This window comes from Microbacterium sp. USTB-Y (assembly GCF_023703415.1).
Lineage (GTDB): Bacteria > Actinomycetota > Actinomycetes > Actinomycetales > Microbacteriaceae > Microbacterium.
In genome coordinates this window covers 312,233-329,293 of record NZ_JAGMTU010000004.1, presented here as the reverse complement: position 1 = coordinate 329,293, position 17,061 = coordinate 312,233, and the positions used below count along the sequence as shown (strand labels likewise).

Annotated in this window: 12 protein-coding genes; 8 read left to right on the top strand and 4 right to left on the bottom strand. The window is 69.8% G+C overall.

Going from position 1 to position 17,061, the window contains the following annotated elements:
• Positions 1-140: 140 nt before the first annotated feature.
• The 8 genes from J8G10_RS12250 to J8G10_RS12215 all read left to right on the top strand — a co-directional run bounded on the left by J8G10_RS12250 (position 141) and on the right by J8G10_RS12215 (position 12,604).
• The gene (locus J8G10_RS12250; RefSeq protein WP_251445057.1) at positions 141-4,637 is read left to right on the top strand and encodes a PKD domain-containing protein; all 4,497 of its coding nucleotides are present in this window, start codon (positions 141-143) and stop codon (positions 4,635-4,637) included.
• Positions 4,638-4,759: 122 nt separating this feature from the next.
• Positions 4,760-5,437 carry a glycosyltransferase family 2 protein gene (locus tag J8G10_RS12245; RefSeq protein WP_251445054.1) on the top strand — a complete coding sequence of 226 codons (678 nt, stop codon included), beginning with the start codon at positions 4,760-4,762 and terminating at the stop codon, positions 5,435-5,437.
• Positions 5,438-5,445: 8 nt separating this feature from the next.
• Entirely contained in the window at positions 5,446-5,814 is a 369-nt protein-coding gene (locus J8G10_RS12240) for a DUF2304 domain-containing protein (RefSeq protein WP_251445051.1), read from the top strand.
• Positions 5,814-6,950, top strand: coding sequence for a UDP-galactopyranose mutase (glf, locus tag J8G10_RS12235; RefSeq protein WP_251445048.1), 1,137 nt, complete (start codon positions 5,814-5,816; stop codon positions 6,948-6,950). Before J8G10_RS12240 ends, glf begins: the two co-directional genes overlap by 1 nt.
• Complete coding sequence (locus tag J8G10_RS12230; RefSeq protein ID WP_251445045.1) at positions 6,947-8,989, top strand: acyltransferase family protein; 2,043 nt, start codon at positions 6,947-6,949, stop codon at positions 8,987-8,989. The genes glf and J8G10_RS12230 overlap by 4 nt, the downstream gene beginning before the upstream one ends.
• Positions 8,986-11,040, top strand: a complete 2,055-nt coding sequence (locus tag J8G10_RS12225; RefSeq protein ID WP_251445042.1) for an acyltransferase family protein — start codon at positions 8,986-8,988, stop codon at positions 11,038-11,040. The genes J8G10_RS12230 and J8G10_RS12225 overlap by 4 nt, the downstream gene beginning before the upstream one ends.
• Positions 11,041-11,069: 29 nt before the next feature.
• The gene (locus J8G10_RS12220; RefSeq protein ID WP_251445039.1) at positions 11,070-11,864 is read left to right on the top strand and encodes an ABC transporter permease; all 795 of its coding nucleotides are present in this window, start codon (positions 11,070-11,072) and stop codon (positions 11,862-11,864) included.
• Positions 11,864-12,604: an ABC transporter ATP-binding protein gene (locus tag J8G10_RS12215; RefSeq protein ID WP_251445036.1), complete on the top strand. Its 741-nt coding sequence runs from the start codon at positions 11,864-11,866 to the stop codon at positions 12,602-12,604. The genes J8G10_RS12220 and J8G10_RS12215 overlap by 1 nt, the downstream gene beginning before the upstream one ends.
• A 67-nt stretch (positions 12,605-12,671) precedes the next feature.
• Here J8G10_RS12215 and J8G10_RS12210 read toward each other — a convergent pair whose 3' ends face one another.
• From J8G10_RS12210 to J8G10_RS12195, 4 genes are all read right to left on the bottom strand, one after another.
• On the bottom strand, positions 12,672-13,271 hold the full coding sequence (locus J8G10_RS12210; RefSeq protein WP_251445033.1) for a hypothetical protein: 600 nt from the start codon (positions 13,269-13,271) through the stop codon (positions 12,672-12,674).
• A 6-nt stretch (positions 13,272-13,277) separates the two neighbouring features.
• Positions 13,278-14,252, bottom strand: coding sequence for a glycosyltransferase family 2 protein (locus J8G10_RS12205; RefSeq protein ID WP_251445029.1), 975 nt, complete (start codon positions 14,250-14,252; stop codon positions 13,278-13,280).
• Between the two features lie 110 nt (positions 14,253-14,362).
• Positions 14,363-15,658, bottom strand: a complete 1,296-nt coding sequence (locus tag J8G10_RS12200; protein ID WP_251445025.1) for an O-antigen ligase family protein — start codon at positions 15,656-15,658, stop codon at positions 14,363-14,365.
• Complete coding sequence (locus J8G10_RS12195; protein ID WP_251445022.1) at positions 15,655-17,061, bottom strand: O-antigen ligase; 1,407 nt, start codon at positions 17,059-17,061, stop codon at positions 15,655-15,657. Before J8G10_RS12195 ends, J8G10_RS12200 begins: the two co-directional genes overlap by 4 nt.

The window sequence follows — 17,061 nt, the reverse complement described above, 5'->3', positions numbered from 1 at the left end:
ATCTGGGGCGAAGTATGGCTGTTCGGCGTGCGTACACGCACGCCCTGGGGATCTGGGGTGTACTCCTTGGGGCTGTCGCGACGATGCTCGTCGAGCCCTCCGCAGCATGGGCGGCGCCCTGTGTGGGGGGAGCGACGCAGGTGGTCGCACATCAAGACGACGATCTGCTGTTCCAGAATCCCGACGTGCTGCACGACGCGGCCGCCGGTGCATGCCTGCAGACGATCTACGTGACCGCGGGCGACTCCGGGCACGGGCTGTCGTACGCGCGCGAGCGCGCCATCGGCCCCGAGGCCGCGTACGCGACGATGCTCGGCGTGCCGAACTCCTGGACGACGTCGGACGCCGGTGTGCCGGGGGAGAGCATCGTCCGTCGCACGCTGGCCACGAAGCCGAATGTGTCGATCGTGTCGCTCTACCTGCCGGACGGCGCGGTGATCGGATCCGGCTTCTCCGCGACCGGATACGCGAGCCTGGAGAAGCTGCTGACGGGGCAGATCGGGCGCATCTCCGCGATCGACGGGTCGGCGAGCTACACGCGCGACGAGCTGGTCACGGTCATCGCCTCCCTCGCCGCGCAACAGGGCGCGACGCAGATCCGCGCGCTGAATTACGGCGGGGGCTGGGACGACGGCGATCATTCCGACCATCACGCGAGCGCCTATCTGACCTTCGACGCCAACCAGGTGCTCACCACCGGGCGTCGGATCACCGGCTACACGGGATATCAGACCCAGGACAAAGCGGCCAACGTCTCCGGTGCGGATCTCACCGCCAAGCGCGCCGCCTTCAACGCCTATGCCGTCCACGACGAGTGGAAGACCGGCTCCGAATGGTCGAACTGGGGGGCGCGCCAGTACGTCGACGACACCACGCAGTACGCGGACACGAGCGGCCTTCGGGTCAACGCCGGTCCGGACCGCACCGGGACGACCGGCACAGCGGTGACGCTGGACGGGTCCGCGTCCTCCGCCACCACCTATCAGTGGACGCAGGTCTCCGGGCCCGCCGTCACCATCAGCACCCCCACCGCTGCGGTGGCGGGCTTCACGCCCACCGCGCCCGGCCGCTACGTGTTCACTCTCGTGGGCCGCAAGAGCGGCGCGTCGGCGTCGGACAGCGTGACGGTCACGATCCGCGACGCCTCCCAGCAGAACCTCGCCCGGGTGGCGGGCACGGTCGTGACCGGGTCGAGTCAGGCGACGGCATCGGGGCAGGGTCTCACGAAGGCCGTGGACGGCGTCGCGCAGGGCTATCCGACGGATTCGAGCAAGGAGTGGGCGACGTCCGGCGGCAAGACGGGCAGCTGGATCCAGCTCACCTGGCCGAACCCCGTGACGCTCAGTCAGGTCGTCCTGTACGACCGGCCGAATCTCGATGACCAGATCACCGGGGGCACGCTGACCTTCTCGAACGGCGCGAGCGTCCCCGTGCCCTCGCTCGCCAACGACGGCAGCGCGGTCGCCGTCGACATCCCTGCGATCACCACCACCACCGTGCGTCTCACCGTCACCGCGGTGTCGTCGAGCACCTCCAGCGTCGGGCTCGCCGAGCTGGAGGCGTGGGGCGTGAACGGCGTGCCGCCGGTGGCGAACGCGGGCCCGGCCCAGACGGTCACCGCCGGCAGCACCGTCACCCTGGACGGCAGCGCATCGACCGTGCAGAGCGGCCGTACCGCGAGCTACTCGTGGGTGCAGTCCTCCGGGCCGGCGACGTCGCTCAGCGGTGCGACCACCGCACGCCCCACGTTCGTGCCCGCGACCGCGGGGGTGTACGTGTTCACCCTGACCGTGGGCGACGGCTCGCTCAGCGCCACGGGCACCGTGACCATCACCGTCCTGGCGCAGAACCGTGCTCCGATCGCGAACGCGGGGCCCGCACAGACGACGACGGCGGGGAACCCCGTGCAGCTCGACGGCATGGCGTCCAGCGATCCCGACGGCAATCCGCTCACGTACGCGTGGTCGCAGGTCTCGGGGCCTGCGGTGACGTTGAGCAGCGCCACCGCGGCCAAGCCGACGTTCACGCCGGCCACGGCGGGCAGCTACGTCTTCGCGCTCACCGTCAGCGACGGCACGGTCGGCAGTGCCGCGTCGCAGGTCACGATCACGGTCCTCCCGGCGAACGGCCTGCCGGTCGCGGACGCGGGACCGCCCCAGACGGTCAAGGCCGGCACGCTCGTCACGCTGAACGGCGCGGGATCGGCCGATCCGGACGGGACGGCTCTGAGCTTCTCCTGGGCGCAGACCGGCGGACCCGGCACGACGCTGACCGGTCCGGCCACGGCCGCGCCGACCTTCACGCCGTCCGCCGAGGGGAGCTACGTCTTCGCCCTCACCGTCTCGGATGGAGCGGCGACCAGCAGCGCATCGGTGACGATCACCGTGCTGCCCGCCAATCGCGCGCCGAGTGCGTCCGCCGGGCCGAGCCAGTCGGTCGTCGTCGGCGCCACGGTGTCGCTCAGCGGCTCGGCGACGGATCCCGACGGAGACTCCCTGACATACGCCTGGGCGCAGGTCGGCGGGACGCCGGCGATGGCCCTCGCCGCGACGGACGCCGCACAGTCGTCCTTCGTGGCGTCCTCGCCGGGGGTGTTCGCATTCACGCTGACGGCGACCGATCCCGGCGGGCTCGCATCCACCTCCCAGGTGACCGTCGCGGTGTCGCCTCCGGGAACGCTGCCGCCTGCGGCGGATGCCGGGAGCGCGCAGAGCGTGACGACCGGAACGCTCGTCCACCTGGACGCGTCGGCCTCCTCGGATCCGCAGAACCTCGCACTCACCTACTCCTGGGAGCAGACGGCCGGTGCGTCCGTGGCGCTGTCCGACCCTGCCGACGTGAAGCCGACGTTCACGCCGACGAGCCCGGGTTCGTACACGTTCCGCGTGACGGTGCGCAACGCCTACCTGTCGGCGAGCGCCGACGTCACGGTCACTGTCGTGCAGGCCAACCGTCCTCCGACGGCCAACGCGGGGCCGTCGCGTACGGTGACCGCCGGAACCGCCGTGACGCTGGACGGCTCCGGCTCCTCCGACCCCGATGGGACCGCCCTCAGCTACGCCTGGAGCCAGGTCTCGGGCCCCGGGGTGTCGCTCGGTGCTGCGGCGCAGGCGAAGGCCGCGGTGACGCCGACGGTCGTGGGCACCTATGTGTTCCGGCTCGTGGTCTCGGACGGAGCGCTGACCGGCACCGCAGACGTGACCCTCACGGTGACCCCGGCGAACCGGGCACCCGTGGCGAAGGCCGGGGGAGCGCAGACGGGGCTCACGGGAACACGTCTCACCCTCGACGGCACCGGATCGAGCGATCCCGATGGCGACGTCCTGACGTACGCGTGGGCGCAGACCGCCGGCGCGCCGGTGGTGCTGACCGGCGCGGGCACGTCGTCGGCGACGCTGACGCCCACCGCGGCGGGCAGTTACGCCTTCACGCTCACCGTGTCGGACGGGGGCCTCTCCGCGACGGACACCGTGACCGTCACCGTGACGGACCCGGTCCTCACGAACGTCGCCCGATCCGCCGCGGCGACGGCTTCGTCCCAGAACACGGCGAGCGGTCAGACGGCGGGGAAGGCGATCGACGGCGTCGCGCAGGGCTACCCGACGGACTCGAGCAAGGAGTGGGCGACCGCCGGCGGCAGGGCCGGCAGCTGGATCCAGCTGAACTGGAGCTCGGCCCTGACCCTCTCCAAGGCGATTCTCTATGACCGGCCCAACGCCGACGACCAGATCACGGGTGGGACGCTGACGTTCTCCGACGGTTCGAGCGTCGCGGTCGGGGCGCTCAACAACAGCGGGACCGCCACGACCGTCACGTTCCCGGCGCGCGTCGTCACCTGGGCGCGCCTCACCGTGACCGGCGTCAGCGGCACCACCTACAGCGTGGGCCTGGCCGAGTTCGAGGCCTGGGGGTACCTCAGCTCCACCCCGCCGGCGGTGCTTCCCCCCATCGCCAGCGCCGGGGCCGATCAGCAGGGCTTCACCGGTGCGCAGGTCACTCTCAACGGATCCGGATCCAGCGACCCGAATGGCCGCACGCTCACCTACGCGTGGACGCAGACGTCCGGCCCGACGGTCGGCCTCGTCGGCGCCAACAACGCGAAGCCGACGTTCACCCCGGCCGCCGCGGGCAGCTACGTCTTCTCCCTGACGGTGTCGAACGGCTCCCTGTCCGCGACCGCCTCCACCACGGTCACCGTGTCGCAGGCGCCGCCCACCCCGACGAACATCGCTCGCCAGGCCTCCGCCACGGCCTCCTCGCAGAACACCACGACCGGGCAGACGGCGGCGAAGGCGATCGACGGCGTGGCCCAGGGCTATCCGACGGATTCGAGCAAGGAGTGGGCGACGTCCGGCGGCAAGGCCGGCAGCTGGATCCAGCTGACCTGGTCCGGCCCCCAGAGCATGTCGAAGGTGGTCCTCTACGATCGGCCGAACAGCTCCGATCAGATCACCGGCGCGACGCTGACGTTCTCCGACGGGTCGAGCGTGGCGGTCGGTTCGCTGAACAACTCGGGTTCCGCCACGACCGTGTCGTTCCCGGCTCGCACCGCGACGTGGGTCAAGCTGACCACGACGACGGTGAGCTCGGCCACGGCCAACGTCGGTCTCGCCGAGTTCGAGGTGTGGACGGGGTGACCGCGGAAGGCGGCCGGCGGCGGGGGAGCGGCGGCCCGCGCCGACCGGCGGAGGTGTGTGCGGGCTGAGAAGCCGGCGAGAGCACGGCCGGTATGATCGATGGGATTCCGATGCGCACACATATGAACTCCCCCTACGCCGACACGTGGCTGATCGTCCCGCTGTACAACGAGGCGACGGTCGTGCAGGACGTCGTCCGCGAAGCCCGGCGCACCTTCCCGAACATCGTCTGCATCGACGACGGCAGCAGTGACGGCTCGGCCGAAGAGGCCCTGGCCGGAGGCGCGGTGGTGCTTCGCCACCCGATCAACCTCGGGCAGGGGGCCGCGCTGCAGACCGGGATCGAGTTCGCTCGCGCCCAGCCCGGGGCCGAGTACTTCGTCACCTTCGACTCGGACGGCCAGCACCAGGTCGACGACGTGGTCGCGATGGTGCAACGCCTGCGCACCGAGCCCTACGACATCATCGTCGGCTCGCGCTTCCTGGACGGCCGTACCAACGCGAGCGCCCTGAAGAAGTTCGTCCTCCGGCTCGCCGTGCTCTTCGAGCGCATGAGCACGGGAGTCCGTCTCACGGATGCCCACAACGGGCTCCGGGCGTTCAACCGCGTGGCGGCGGGCAAACTGCGGATCCGCCAGAACCGGATGGCGCACGCCAGCGAGATCGTCGCGCAGATCGGCGAGCACAAGCTCCGCTACGCCGAGCAGCCCGTGCACATCGTCTACACCGACTATTCACGGTCGAAGGGGCAGTCGCTCTGGAACTCCGTGAACATCCTCAGCGAACTCTTCATCAAGTAGGACCCCGCATGTTCGATCAGATCATCATCAAGGTCCTCCTCATCGGGGCCTTCGTCATCTTCGGCCTCATCCTGCTGCGGCCGGGCGGATCCGCGCGCAACCAGGCGATCCGCACCATCACCCTGCTGCTCCTGCTGGTGGCGGCGGTCTTCGCCGTGCTGTTCCCCGGCATCATCAACGACCTCGCGCTGAGCGTCGGCGTGGGGCGAGGCACCGATCTGCTGCTCTACGCCTTCATCGTCGTCTTCGTGGGCAACGCGCTCACGGCCGTGCGGCACCGGCGCGCGCAGGACGCGCAGATCACCCAGCTCGCGCGGCAGATCGCGCTGCGCTCGCCGGAACGCCCCCAGGATCCCACGCCGGACGGAGAGCTCTGATGGATCTCCTCATCGTCGGGTCGGGCTTCTTCGGCCTCACCATCGCGGAGCGCGCCGCCGCCGCGGGCCGCAAGGTCACCGTCATCGATCGCCGTCACCACATCGGCGGCAACGCTTACAGCGAGGACGAGCCGCTCACCGGCATCGAGGTGCATCGATACGGGGCGCACCTGTTCCACACCTCCAATCCCACGGTCTGGGAGTACGTCAACCGGTTCACGACGTTCACGAACTATGTGCACCGCGTCTACTCGACGCACAAGGGCGAGGTCTATCCGCTGCCGATCAACCTCGGCACGATCAACCAGTTCTTCCGTGCGGCCTACACGCCCGACGAGGCGAGGGCACTCATCGCCGGGCAGGCGGGGGAGTTCGACGCGCACGAGGCGAAGAACCTGGAGGAGCGCGGGATCGCGCTGATCGGGCGACCGTTGTTCGAGGCGTTTATCCGCGACTACACGGCGAAGCAGTGGCAGACCGATGCGCGGGAGCTGCCGGCGTCGATCATCAGCCGCCTGCCGGTGCGCTACAACTACGACAACCGCTACTTCAACGACACGTGGGAGGGGCTGCCCACGGACGGCTACACCGCGTGGCTCGAGCGGATGGCCGACCACCCGAACATCGAGGTCGCGCTGAACGTCGACTTCTTCGACGAGTCGCAGCCGCTGAACAAGAAGGCGACGGTCGGGCAGCTGCCGATCGTGTACACCGGGCCGGTGGATCGCTACTTCGACTACGCCGAGGGAGAGCTGGGCTGGCGCACGATCGACCTCGAGCAGGAGGTCCTGGACATCGGCGATTTCCAGGGCACGAGCGTGATGAACTATCCGGACGCGGAGGTGCCGTACACGCGCATCCACGAGTTCCGCCACTTCCACCCCGAGCGCGCCGATCGATATCCGACGGACAAGACCGTGATCATGCGGGAGTTCTCCCGATTCGCCGAGCGCGGTGACGAGCCGTACTACCCGGTGAACACGTCGACGGACCGCGAGGGGCTTCTCGCGTACCGCGAGCTCGGCAAGGGCGAGCGCGACGTGCACTTCGGCGGACGTCTGGGCACCTACCAGTACCTCGACATGCACATGGCCATCGGATCCGCCCTGTCGATGTGGAACAACCAGCTGGCATGACGGTCCACCGGGAGACCCGGCGCGCGAGCAGGGCCCGGGCCGGATCGGGCGCGCCCTCGTACCGCCAGGACATCGAAGGGCTGCGCGCGGTCGCGATCCTCCTGGTCGTGGTCTATCACGTGTGGATCGGCCGCGTGTCCGGCGGCGTCGACGTGTTCCTGATGATCTCGGCGTTCTTCCTCACCGGCTCGTTCCTGCGGCGGATGCGGGCCGGCGCGCCCCTCGCGGTCGGCGGCTTCCTGCTCGGCCGCTTCCGCCGTCTCATGCCCGCCTCGTCCGTGGTGCTCGCCGCGACCCTGCTGGCCTCCTGGCTGCTGCTCTCGCAGACGAGCTGGCCGCAGCTGTGGCGTCAAGGCTGGGCGAGCCTCGGGTACGTGCAGAACTGGGTGCTCGGCGCAGAAGGGGTCGACTACTACGCCCGCGGCAGCACGCTGCTCTCTCCGCTGCAGCACTACTGGTCGCTCTCGATCCAGGGGCAGGCGTTCGTGCTCTGGTCCCTGCTGTTCCTGCTCGGTGCCCTCATCGCCCGGCGGACCGGGCGGCCCGGGGCTGTGATGGCCGTCCTGTTCGGTCTGGTGTTCGTCGCCTCCCTCGCCTTCTCCGTGGTGGAGACGAGCGCGCAGCAGAGCTTCGCCTACTTCGACACGCGTGCCCGGCTGTGGGAGTTCGCGGCGGGCTCGCTCCTCGCGATCGCGCTACCGCAGCTGAGGCTGGGGCGAGTGCTGCGCGCGGTCCTGGGGTGGACCGGCCTGGTCGCGATCGTCGTGTGCGGGATGGTGCTCGACGTGCGCGGCGGGTTCCCCGGCTACCTCGCGCTGTGGCCCATTCTCGGAGCCGTCCTCGTCATCGTGGGCGGAACCCGGCCCCCCGGCGACTCGGGGGAGCAGCGCGATCTCGGCGCCGGGGCGTTCCTGACCCTGCGGCCGGTGCGCGCTCTCGGACGCGATGCCTATGCGCTGTACCTCGTGCACTGGCCGCTGCTCACGCTGTGGCTCGCCGTGCGCAAGGAGCCCAGGCCGTCGCTGTTCGAGGGGCTGATCATCGTCGTGGCCTCGCTGCTGCTCGCGCGCCTGGTCACGATCTGCGTGGAACGCCCGTTGCGCCTGCGCTCCGGCAGCAACGGCGGGCCCTGGCGGAACGCGGCCGTGATCGCCGGCTGCGTGGCTCTGGTCGCGGCCGTCCTCGTCCCCTGGCAGTGGGGCGCGACGAGCACGGCAGTCGCGCAGCAGCGGGCGCACAAGAACGTCTATCTCGGGGCGATGGGTGCTGCGGGAACACCGCCGAAGAGCGACCCCGTGCCGGTGATCCCCGGCGTGAACACCCCGGAGCCGGAGAAGTGGACATGGCTGGACGGGCCCTGCACCGGCCGGTTCGCCTCCTCCGTCGACGTCGTCCAGGAGAGCTGTCGCCAGACCTCCGATGCTGCGACGGCGGAACACGTGGTCGTGGTCATGGGCAATTCGCACGCCCAGCAGCTGGGAACGGCGGTCGACGCCGTCGCCAAGAAGCGGGGATGGGGCGTGGTCCTGGTCTACCGGGACTGGTGCCTGCTCGACGAGAACGAGCCGGGGACCGATACCCGCTGCGACGAGTGGCAGGGCGCCGCCCGCGACCACGTGGTGGAGATCCATCCCGACGCGGTCTTCCTGCTCGCGACGGCCGCGAGCCCGGACAGCCCCGACGAGCAGGTGGCGACGGGACTGGATGTGGTGCTCGACACCTTCGATGCGGCGGGCATCCCCGTCGTCGGCGTCCGGGACAACCCGCGGTCGGCCGTGACCAACTTCTTCACGTGCGCGGTGGACCGCCTGCCCTGCGATCGCCCGGTGGCGGACGTCCTCGCCGCGGAGAACCCCGCCCTGCCGTATGCGGATCGGATGAGGCTCGTGGACTTCACGCCCTGGATCTGTCCGGACGGGACCTGTTACACGGTGATCGGGCACATCGCCGTCTATCTCGACATGAATCATCTCAGCGCGCAGTTCCTGGCGACTCTCGGGCCTGCGCTCGACGAGCAGTTGAAGGACTTCCTCCCATGACCATCGACACGACGACACGGCGTTCGCTGAAGACGTCGGAGACCCGCGGCGCCTACCGCCGCGACATCGACGGCCTCCGCGCCGTGGCGATCCTCTTGGTCGTGATCTATCACGTGTGGATCGGGCGGGTGTCCGGCGGTGTCGACATCTTCCTGATGATCTCGGCGTTCTTCCTCACGGGATCCTTCCTCCGCAGGATGCAGGCCGACCGGCCCATCGAAGCCGGCCGCTTCCTGATCAGCCGGTTCCGCCGTCTGATGCCTGCCGCGGCGGTCGTCCTCGCCGCGACGCTCGGCGTCTGCTGGGTCATGATGCCCGAGACGATGTGGCCTCAGCTCTGGAAGGAGGGGTGGGCCTCCCTCGGCTACGTGCAGAACTGGGTGCTCGCCTTCGACGGAGTCGACTACTACGCGCACGACGCGGCCCTCGCGTCCCCGCTGCAGCACTTCTGGTCGCTCTCGGTGCAGGGTCAGGTCTTCGTGCTGTGGGCCCTCCTCTTCCTGCTCGGCGCTCTCCTCGTCCGCTGGACCCGCTGGTCGCCGGCGACCGTCATGAGCGTGCTCTTCGGAGTCGTGTTCGCGGGTTCCCTGGCCTTCTCCGTCTACGAGACGGAGACGGTCCAGACGTTCGCGTACTTCGACACGTCGGCCCGGCTCTGGGAGTTCGCGGCCGGCTCGCTGCTGGCGATCGCGCTGCCGCATCTGCGCGTGCCACGGGTGCTCCGCGCCGTGCTGGGCTGGCTCGGTCTGATCGGGATCGTCGTCTGCGGAATGGTCATCGACGTGCAGGGGGGTTTCCCGGGCTATCTCGCGCTCTGGCCGATCGTCTCGGCAGCGCTCGTCATCGTGGCGGGGACCAGGCCGCGCGGCGAGCATCCCGAGCTCCGCAGCTTCGGCCCGGACCGTCTGCTGGCGACCCGCCCGGTCCTCGCACTCGGCCGTGACGCCTACGCGCTCTACCTGGTGCACTGGCCGGTGCTCATCCTGTGGCTCACCTGGCGCGACGAGACCCGTACGTCGATTCCGGGGGGCCTCCTGGTGATCGTGGTCTCGCTCGTGCTCGCGCGCCTGGTGACGCTCTTCGTGGAGCGCCCGCTGCGGCTGCCGGCGGGGGAGCGGGGAACCGTCCTGCGCAATCTCGGCGTGATCGGCCTCTGCATCGCCCTGGTCGCGGCCGTGCTGCTCCCGTGGCAGATCGGGACCAACGTGCGCAACGCAGAGCTGCAGCGGCAGTACGCGAAGACCTACACGGGAGCCATGGGAGGCGACACCGCCAAGGAAGACGGGCAGATCCCGCTCGTCCCGGCGCCCGGGGCCGGCGACCGGGAACGCTGGTCGCGCTTGGACGGATCCTGCACCGGAAGGTTCGCTTCGAAGGTGGCCACCGTGCAGGAGAGCTGCTCCCAGACCGAGAACGCCGCGAATGCGGAGCACCTGGTCGTCGTGATCGGCGACTCCCATGCGAACCAGTTCTCCGGTGCCCTGCGTCCTGTGGCGGACGAGCGCGGCTGGGGCGTCGTGATGCTCATGAGGCCCTGGTGCTCGCTGGAATCGCACGAGGAGGGAACGGAGCTGGCCGACTACTGCGATGCCTGGCAGCGCGAGGCGGTCAAGAAGGTGCTCTCCCTCAAGCCGGACGCGGTGTTCACGATCGTGACGGCGGCATCACCCGACTCCGCCGACGAGCGTCTCATCGACGGCGCCGAGGAGACGGTCGACGCCTTCACCTCCGCGGGGATCAAGGTCTTCGGTGTGCGGGACAACCCCCGATCCGCGGTCTCGAACTACTACGAGTGCGCGATCTCGCACGAGCCGTGCGACTTCCCGGTCGAGAACGCGCTCGCCGCGGACAACCCGGCCCTTGCCCTCGGCGACCGGATCACCCCGATCGACTTCACGCCCTGGATCTGCCCGAACGGGCTCTGCCTGACGGAGATGGGGCACGTGGCGGTCTATCTCGACACCAACCATCTCAGCTTCCCGTTCGTGAAGTCGCTCGCTCCCGCGCTGAGCAGGCAGCTCGGCGACTACCTGACCGCCTCGCACAGGTGAGCAACGCCCTGCCGCCTAGACTCGGAACCGTGAGTCACACGACGGTCGCCGCCCCCGGCACGCCTCGGCGCTATCTGCATTCGCTGTGGCTGCTGTCGGCCCGGGACCTCCGCGTGCGCTACGCGACGAGCATCCTCGGCTACCTGTGGTCGGTGCTCGACCCGCTGGTGATGAGCGCGATCTACTGGTTCGTGTTCACGCAGGTCTTCCACCGCGGTGCGGTGGGCGAGCAGCCTTACATCGTCTTCCTCATCACGGCCCTGCTGCCGTGGGTGTGGTTCAACACCTCGGTGGGGGAGTTCACGCGCGCCTTCAAGAAGGACGCCCGGCTGATCCGGTCCACGGCCATCCCGCGGTCGATCTGGATCCTGCGGGTGATCCTCACCAAGGGCCTGGAGTTCGTGTTCGCGATCCCCGTCCTGGTGCTGTTCGCGCTGTTCGCCGGCGCGAAGGCGAACTGGTCGCTGCTGCTCTTCCCCGTGGCGATGATCTGGCAGACGCTCCTGCTGGTCGGGCTCGGCCTGCTCGTGGCCCCGCTCTGCGTGCTCTGGGCCGATCTGGAGCGGACGACGGCGCTCATCCTGCGCGCGCTGTTCTACGTCTCGCCGATCATCTACGGCTTCAAGGACCTTCCGGGGCCGCTGCACTTCATCGGGGCCCTGAACCCGCTCTCCGGCATCTTCACCCTGTACCGCGTCGGGCTGTTCCCGGGGCAGTGGCACACCGAGCCCGTGCTCGTGGGTGCGATCGTGACGCTCGTCTTCCTGGGGCTCGGCCTGTTCACCTTCCGCTCGCTCGAGCGCGACGTCCTGAAGGAGCTGTGATGGGCGAGCGGGAGCCGGCGATCGATGTCGAGGGGCTCGGAGTGCGGTTCCGGCTGGGCCGCCGTGGTCGACGCAGCTTCAAGGATCTCTTCGCCGGAGCGAAACGGCGCAACCGGCCCGGGGAGTTCTGGGCGCTGCGCGAGGTGTCGTTCACCGTACACCAGGGCGAGGCGATCGGCGTCGTCGGCCGCAACGGCCAAGGCAAGTCGACGCTGCTCAAGCTCGTGGCGGGCGTGCTGCTGCCCGACGAGGGCCGCGTGCGGGTGAACGGCGGCGTCGCGCCGCTCATCGAGCTGACCGGCGGGTTCGTGGGAGATCTGACCGTGCGCGAGAACGTGCGGCTCACCGCGGGGCTGCACGGGATGAGCCGGGCCGAGGTGGCGGCGCGCTACGACGAGATGATCGCGTTCGCGGAGCTCGCGAAGTTCCAGGACACCCCGTACAAGCACCTCTCGAACGGGATGAAGGTGCGTCTCGCGTTCTCCGTGGTCTCCCTGCTCGACGAGCCGATCCTGCTCGTCGACGAGGTGCTGGCCGTGGGCGACAAGGCGTTCCGGGACAAGTGCTACCGGCGCATCGACGAACTGCTCGCCGAGGGGCGCACTCTCTTCTTCGTGTCGCACAACGAGAAGGACCTGCGTCGGTTCTGCACCCGGGGCCTCTACCTCGACAAGGGAGGGCTCGTGCTGGACGGCCCGATCGGCGAGGTGCTCGACCGCTACAACGCCGACAACTCCTGATCCGACGCCGACCGCACCTCAGCGGTGCGCTGACGGGGGCAGCCGCCGATCGAGGGATCGGGCTCGATCAGAGCCCGACGAGCGCCCGCAGCTGTCCGAGCGCCGCACGGGCGTCGGCGAGAGCCGCGGATGCGTCGGATCCTCCGGAGAACGCCGCGCGCAGAGCCTGCAGCTTCGCGGAGTAGGACGTGACGCCGTCGCTCCACGCCGCGGAGATCGAGGACGGAGCGGGCTGGCTCGCCAGGTTCTGCGCATCGTTCTGCAGCGAGTCCACGATCTGCACCGCGGCGTCGCCGCTCTGGTTCTGAGCCAGGTCCAGACCGGTCGACGCGTCGTCCAGGCGAGGCTGCACCACGCCGCGGAACTGAGCGACCGAGGGGTCGGGGACCGGGGGCGGCGACGTGACCGGCGCGGTCGGCAGGTCGGTCGGGACCGTGGTGGGCGTGGACGTGGGGGAGACCGTCGGCTTCGGGGTGCTCGTCGCCGACGTCGTGGGGCTCGGCGTCGGCGTAGGAGCGCCGTCGCCGTGCGGGATCAGGAACAGCACCACGACGCCCGCGGCGACCAGCGCCGCCACGACGAGTCCGACGACGAGCGCGATCCGCCCACCGCGGTTCTTCGGCTCCTCGGGGAAGACCCAGACGGCTTCGGGCTTCTGCTCGCTCATCTGTCCTCAGTCCTCCAGTGCGGGCATGGGGCGCCAGCTGCGGTCGCGTCCGATCTTCCCGCCGTCGCGGAGCCCTCGGAACAGGTTGCTCGTGCCGCGCACGGTGCGCTCGACGAAGAACAGCCGGATGAGCTCCTTGGCGAACGTCATCGTGGTGCCGAGGCCGAACAGCACCGGGTTGTAGACCTCGTGGCGGCGGTAGTACTGCTTCAGGTAGGCGCGGTTGCGCATGATGTAGTAGCGGTACGCGTTGCTGGACGCGTTCATGTGGCGGATGCCCATGTCCCACTGCTTGATCTCGCGGGTGCGACGCAGCACGAACTCGTCCACGATCACGGCCTGCGTCTTGCGCGATGCGAGCCAGCCGTACATCTGGTCGTCCCAGTAGATGAAGAAGCGCGGATCGGGGAGGCCGATCTCCTTGACGATCGAGCGGTGGATGAACATCCCCTCGAAGCAGCCGCTGTTCATCGGCTTGAAGCCGGTCGCGTCGAAGCCGGCGGGCGCGAACGGGATCGGGATCGCCATGCGCTCCGCGATCCGGTACTGCCAGTAGAAGGCGCTGCCGTCGTAGTCGTAGCGCCGCCCTTGGATGCTCTTGAAGCGCGGAGCCCAGGCGCCCATCCGAGCGAGGCCGTCGGGCAGCACCTCGACGTCGTCGTCCATCATCCAGATCCATTCGGATCCGAGCTCGTACGCGGTGCGCATGCCCTCGCTGAACCCGCCGGATCCGCCGGTGTTGGTCTCGAGGCGCCGGTACACGATCTCGGTGCCGAGCCGCGGGCGGAAGGAGTCGACGACGTCTGTGGTGTCGTCCGAGGAGGCGTTGTCGATGATGACGACGCGTCCCGGCTTCGGGTCCATCCGCACGATGCTGTCCAGCAGCCCCGTCAGCAGATGCGAGCGGTTGTAGGTGACGACGACGATCGTCGCGGTGGCCGGATCGAAGCCGGCGGCGGCGTTCTGCGGGTCAGGGGTCACGGATGTCGCTCCAGAGAGGGGTGAGGGAGGCCTCCAGCCTACCGGGGGATGCCCGGGCGACCCTGCGAACGACTGCGCGTGCCGCGCACCGGCCGCCGCCGCGGCGCCCTCTAGCGATCCGGGAGCGGGGTGGAGCTCGTCTGGACCGCGTCGATGTTCTCGCGCCAGGATCGCGACTGACCGGCGCGCAGGGCGCACAGCACGAGCAGGAACCACCCGGGGCCGACCAGCGTGAAGCTCTCGAACACCGAGTCCATCGCCAGGGCCACCAGTACGAGAGGCGCCCAGGCGTAGACGACGGAGCGGCGCACGCTCGCGACCAGCCACGAGCGCACCAGGGCGATCCCGCCGAGCAGGCAGAACAGCAGCAGACCGCCGCCGCCCACCTGAAGCAGGGTGTCGAGGAACGCGTTCAGGGCGCTGCCGTGATGGTCGTTGGTGAAGTAGTTGATGCTGTTGAACGGATACAGATCATCGCTCCACAGCCCGAACCAGCCCCAGCCCTGAGCGGGGCGCTGCTGCGCATAGCCGAGAAGCGTCGTCCACAGTTCGACCCGGGTGTTGAAGTCGCTCCCGGCGTCGAGCAGGACGACGATGCGCTGCCGGAACACGGCCACGGCGATCAGGGCGGCCAGCACGACGCCGCCGATCGACCACTGCAGCGGCCGGCGCTTCGCCGGGGGCGCCTGGCGGACCATCACGAGCGCCACGGCCGCGATGCCCACCACCGCTGCGAGCACGAGCACGGTGGGAGAGGCGGAGAACAGGGCCAGGAATCCCGCCACGACCACGGACGGGACGGCCACGGAAGCCGAGAGCGACTGCGAACGCCACTCCACGACGAAGGTGATCACCGCGATCACGGCGATGAGGCCCAGCATGTTGCGGGTTCCGAAGAGCCCCTGGATGGGGCCGCCCTGGGCCAGTTCGCCCTGGATGCCGAGGAACCGGAACGGCATGTCGAGGAGGATGCCGCTCATGACCTCGGCGATCAGCGACGCGGCGAGCAGGATCCGCAGCGCGTCGCCGAGCGCCCGCACGGTCTGCAGGGTGTCCCTGATGTGGCCGACGACGATGGCGATCACCGCGTAGCCGGCCAGCGCGGCCCACGCCTTGAGCGTCGCCGCCGACGCCGTGGACCATACCGCGCTGGCGAGCGTCCAGGCGAGGAACGCGAGGAGCGTCGACGGCGCGATGCGCAGCGGGCTGAGCTCGTCGCGGCGCACCCAGAGGATCCCGACGCCGATCACGCAGAGCACGGCGATGATCGTGTTCCGGGTGGCGGAGGAGGTGAACGCGCCGATCGCGAAGGAGCCGAACACGGCCAGCAGGGCGCAGGTCGTGTAGGCGCGGGCCATCTCGACGGAGGCGAGTAGCCTCGCCAGGCGTCGCCGCGGAGTGGTCATGCGGTCTGCCGGCGCGACTGCGGAGGCGCGCCCTCTCCCGGACCGGATCCCACGAACGGCGAGATCTTCAGCTTGAAGGACAGCAGGATCACGAGCAGCCAGCCCCACAGCATGATCGGCGTCGACTCGGCGAGTCCGAGCACGAGCAGCATCGCCACGAGGACGGTCGGCAGCAGGGAGAGCGCCGCATAGGGGCGATCCTTGACGAGGTCCCAGCGCGGGCGGTCGATCGCGAAGAACCAGGCCCGCCAGGCGAAGGCGAAGAACACGACGGCGATCAGCACGACGCCGAGGGCCCCCAGCTGCAGGAACACGTCGAGCCACATGTTGTGCGCCATGAACACGGTGATGCGGTGATCGATGATCCAGTCGTGGAAGGCCGGATCCCACGGCACCCACGGCGAGGAGAACCCGTTTCCGAACACGGGACGCTGCACGGCGCGCTCCCACACCTTGCGCCAGATCTCCACGCGACCGGTGAGGTCGGACGACTTGCCGAGCGCCCCGAACAGCGCATCGCGCGCGAACCACGCGGCCGCCCCGCCGGCGACGGCGAGTCCGGCGAACAGCGCGTACATCCGGCTGCGGCCCCCCGGCGTCCTGGTTCGGCGCATGAGCAGGGCGGCGCCGAGCACCAGTGCCCCGACGCCCAGGGACGCGAACGCCGTGGCGGATCCGGCGCGCAGGAAGAGGAAGGCCGCGAGGACGAGCCAGACGAGCAGCGCCGGCCGGCGCCGCGCGCCCTGCGCGTACAGCAGGCCGAAGACCACCAGGGCGAAGGCGCACAGGATCCCGAGGGTGTTCGAGTTGCCGACGATGCCCTGCAGCCGGCCGCCGTCGAAGAGGTCGCCGCGCACCCAGTACCAGTGCGGATCCGGCTTGCCCGCGGGAAGGTCGGAGAAGAACGGGAGCAGCGGGTGCCGCAGCACGAGCGCGACCCAGAGCTCGAGCAGCAGCGACAGCCCGATCACCCATTTGAGGGCGCTGGAGAGCGCTCGCGCGATCTCATGCCAGCTCAGGGTGAACGCGATGAACAGTGCGACCACCGTGATCGAGGCCTGCAGCGTCCAGGTGAGCAGGGTCGCCCAGGGCCAGCCCGACCAGAGCACCGACAGCAGGGCGAACACGAGATAGCCGAGCGCGGCCCACGGCATCCGGCGCCAGGGGAAGCGTGCGGGGCGCGCCAGCGCGATCCTCGGCACGGCCAGCCCGAGCGTGCCCAGGAGCAGTACGCCCAGGACGACGGCGGCTCCATCGACGCCGAGCAGGTTGAACACGGCCGTGTGCGCGAACACGCAGAACACCAGCAGCACGATGTGCGCGCGCAGCAGGAGGTGCCCCGTGGACTCGCGCGCCGGAGCTGTCGGCGGAGGTGCCGTGGAGAGTCGGGAGTGCTGCGCCAT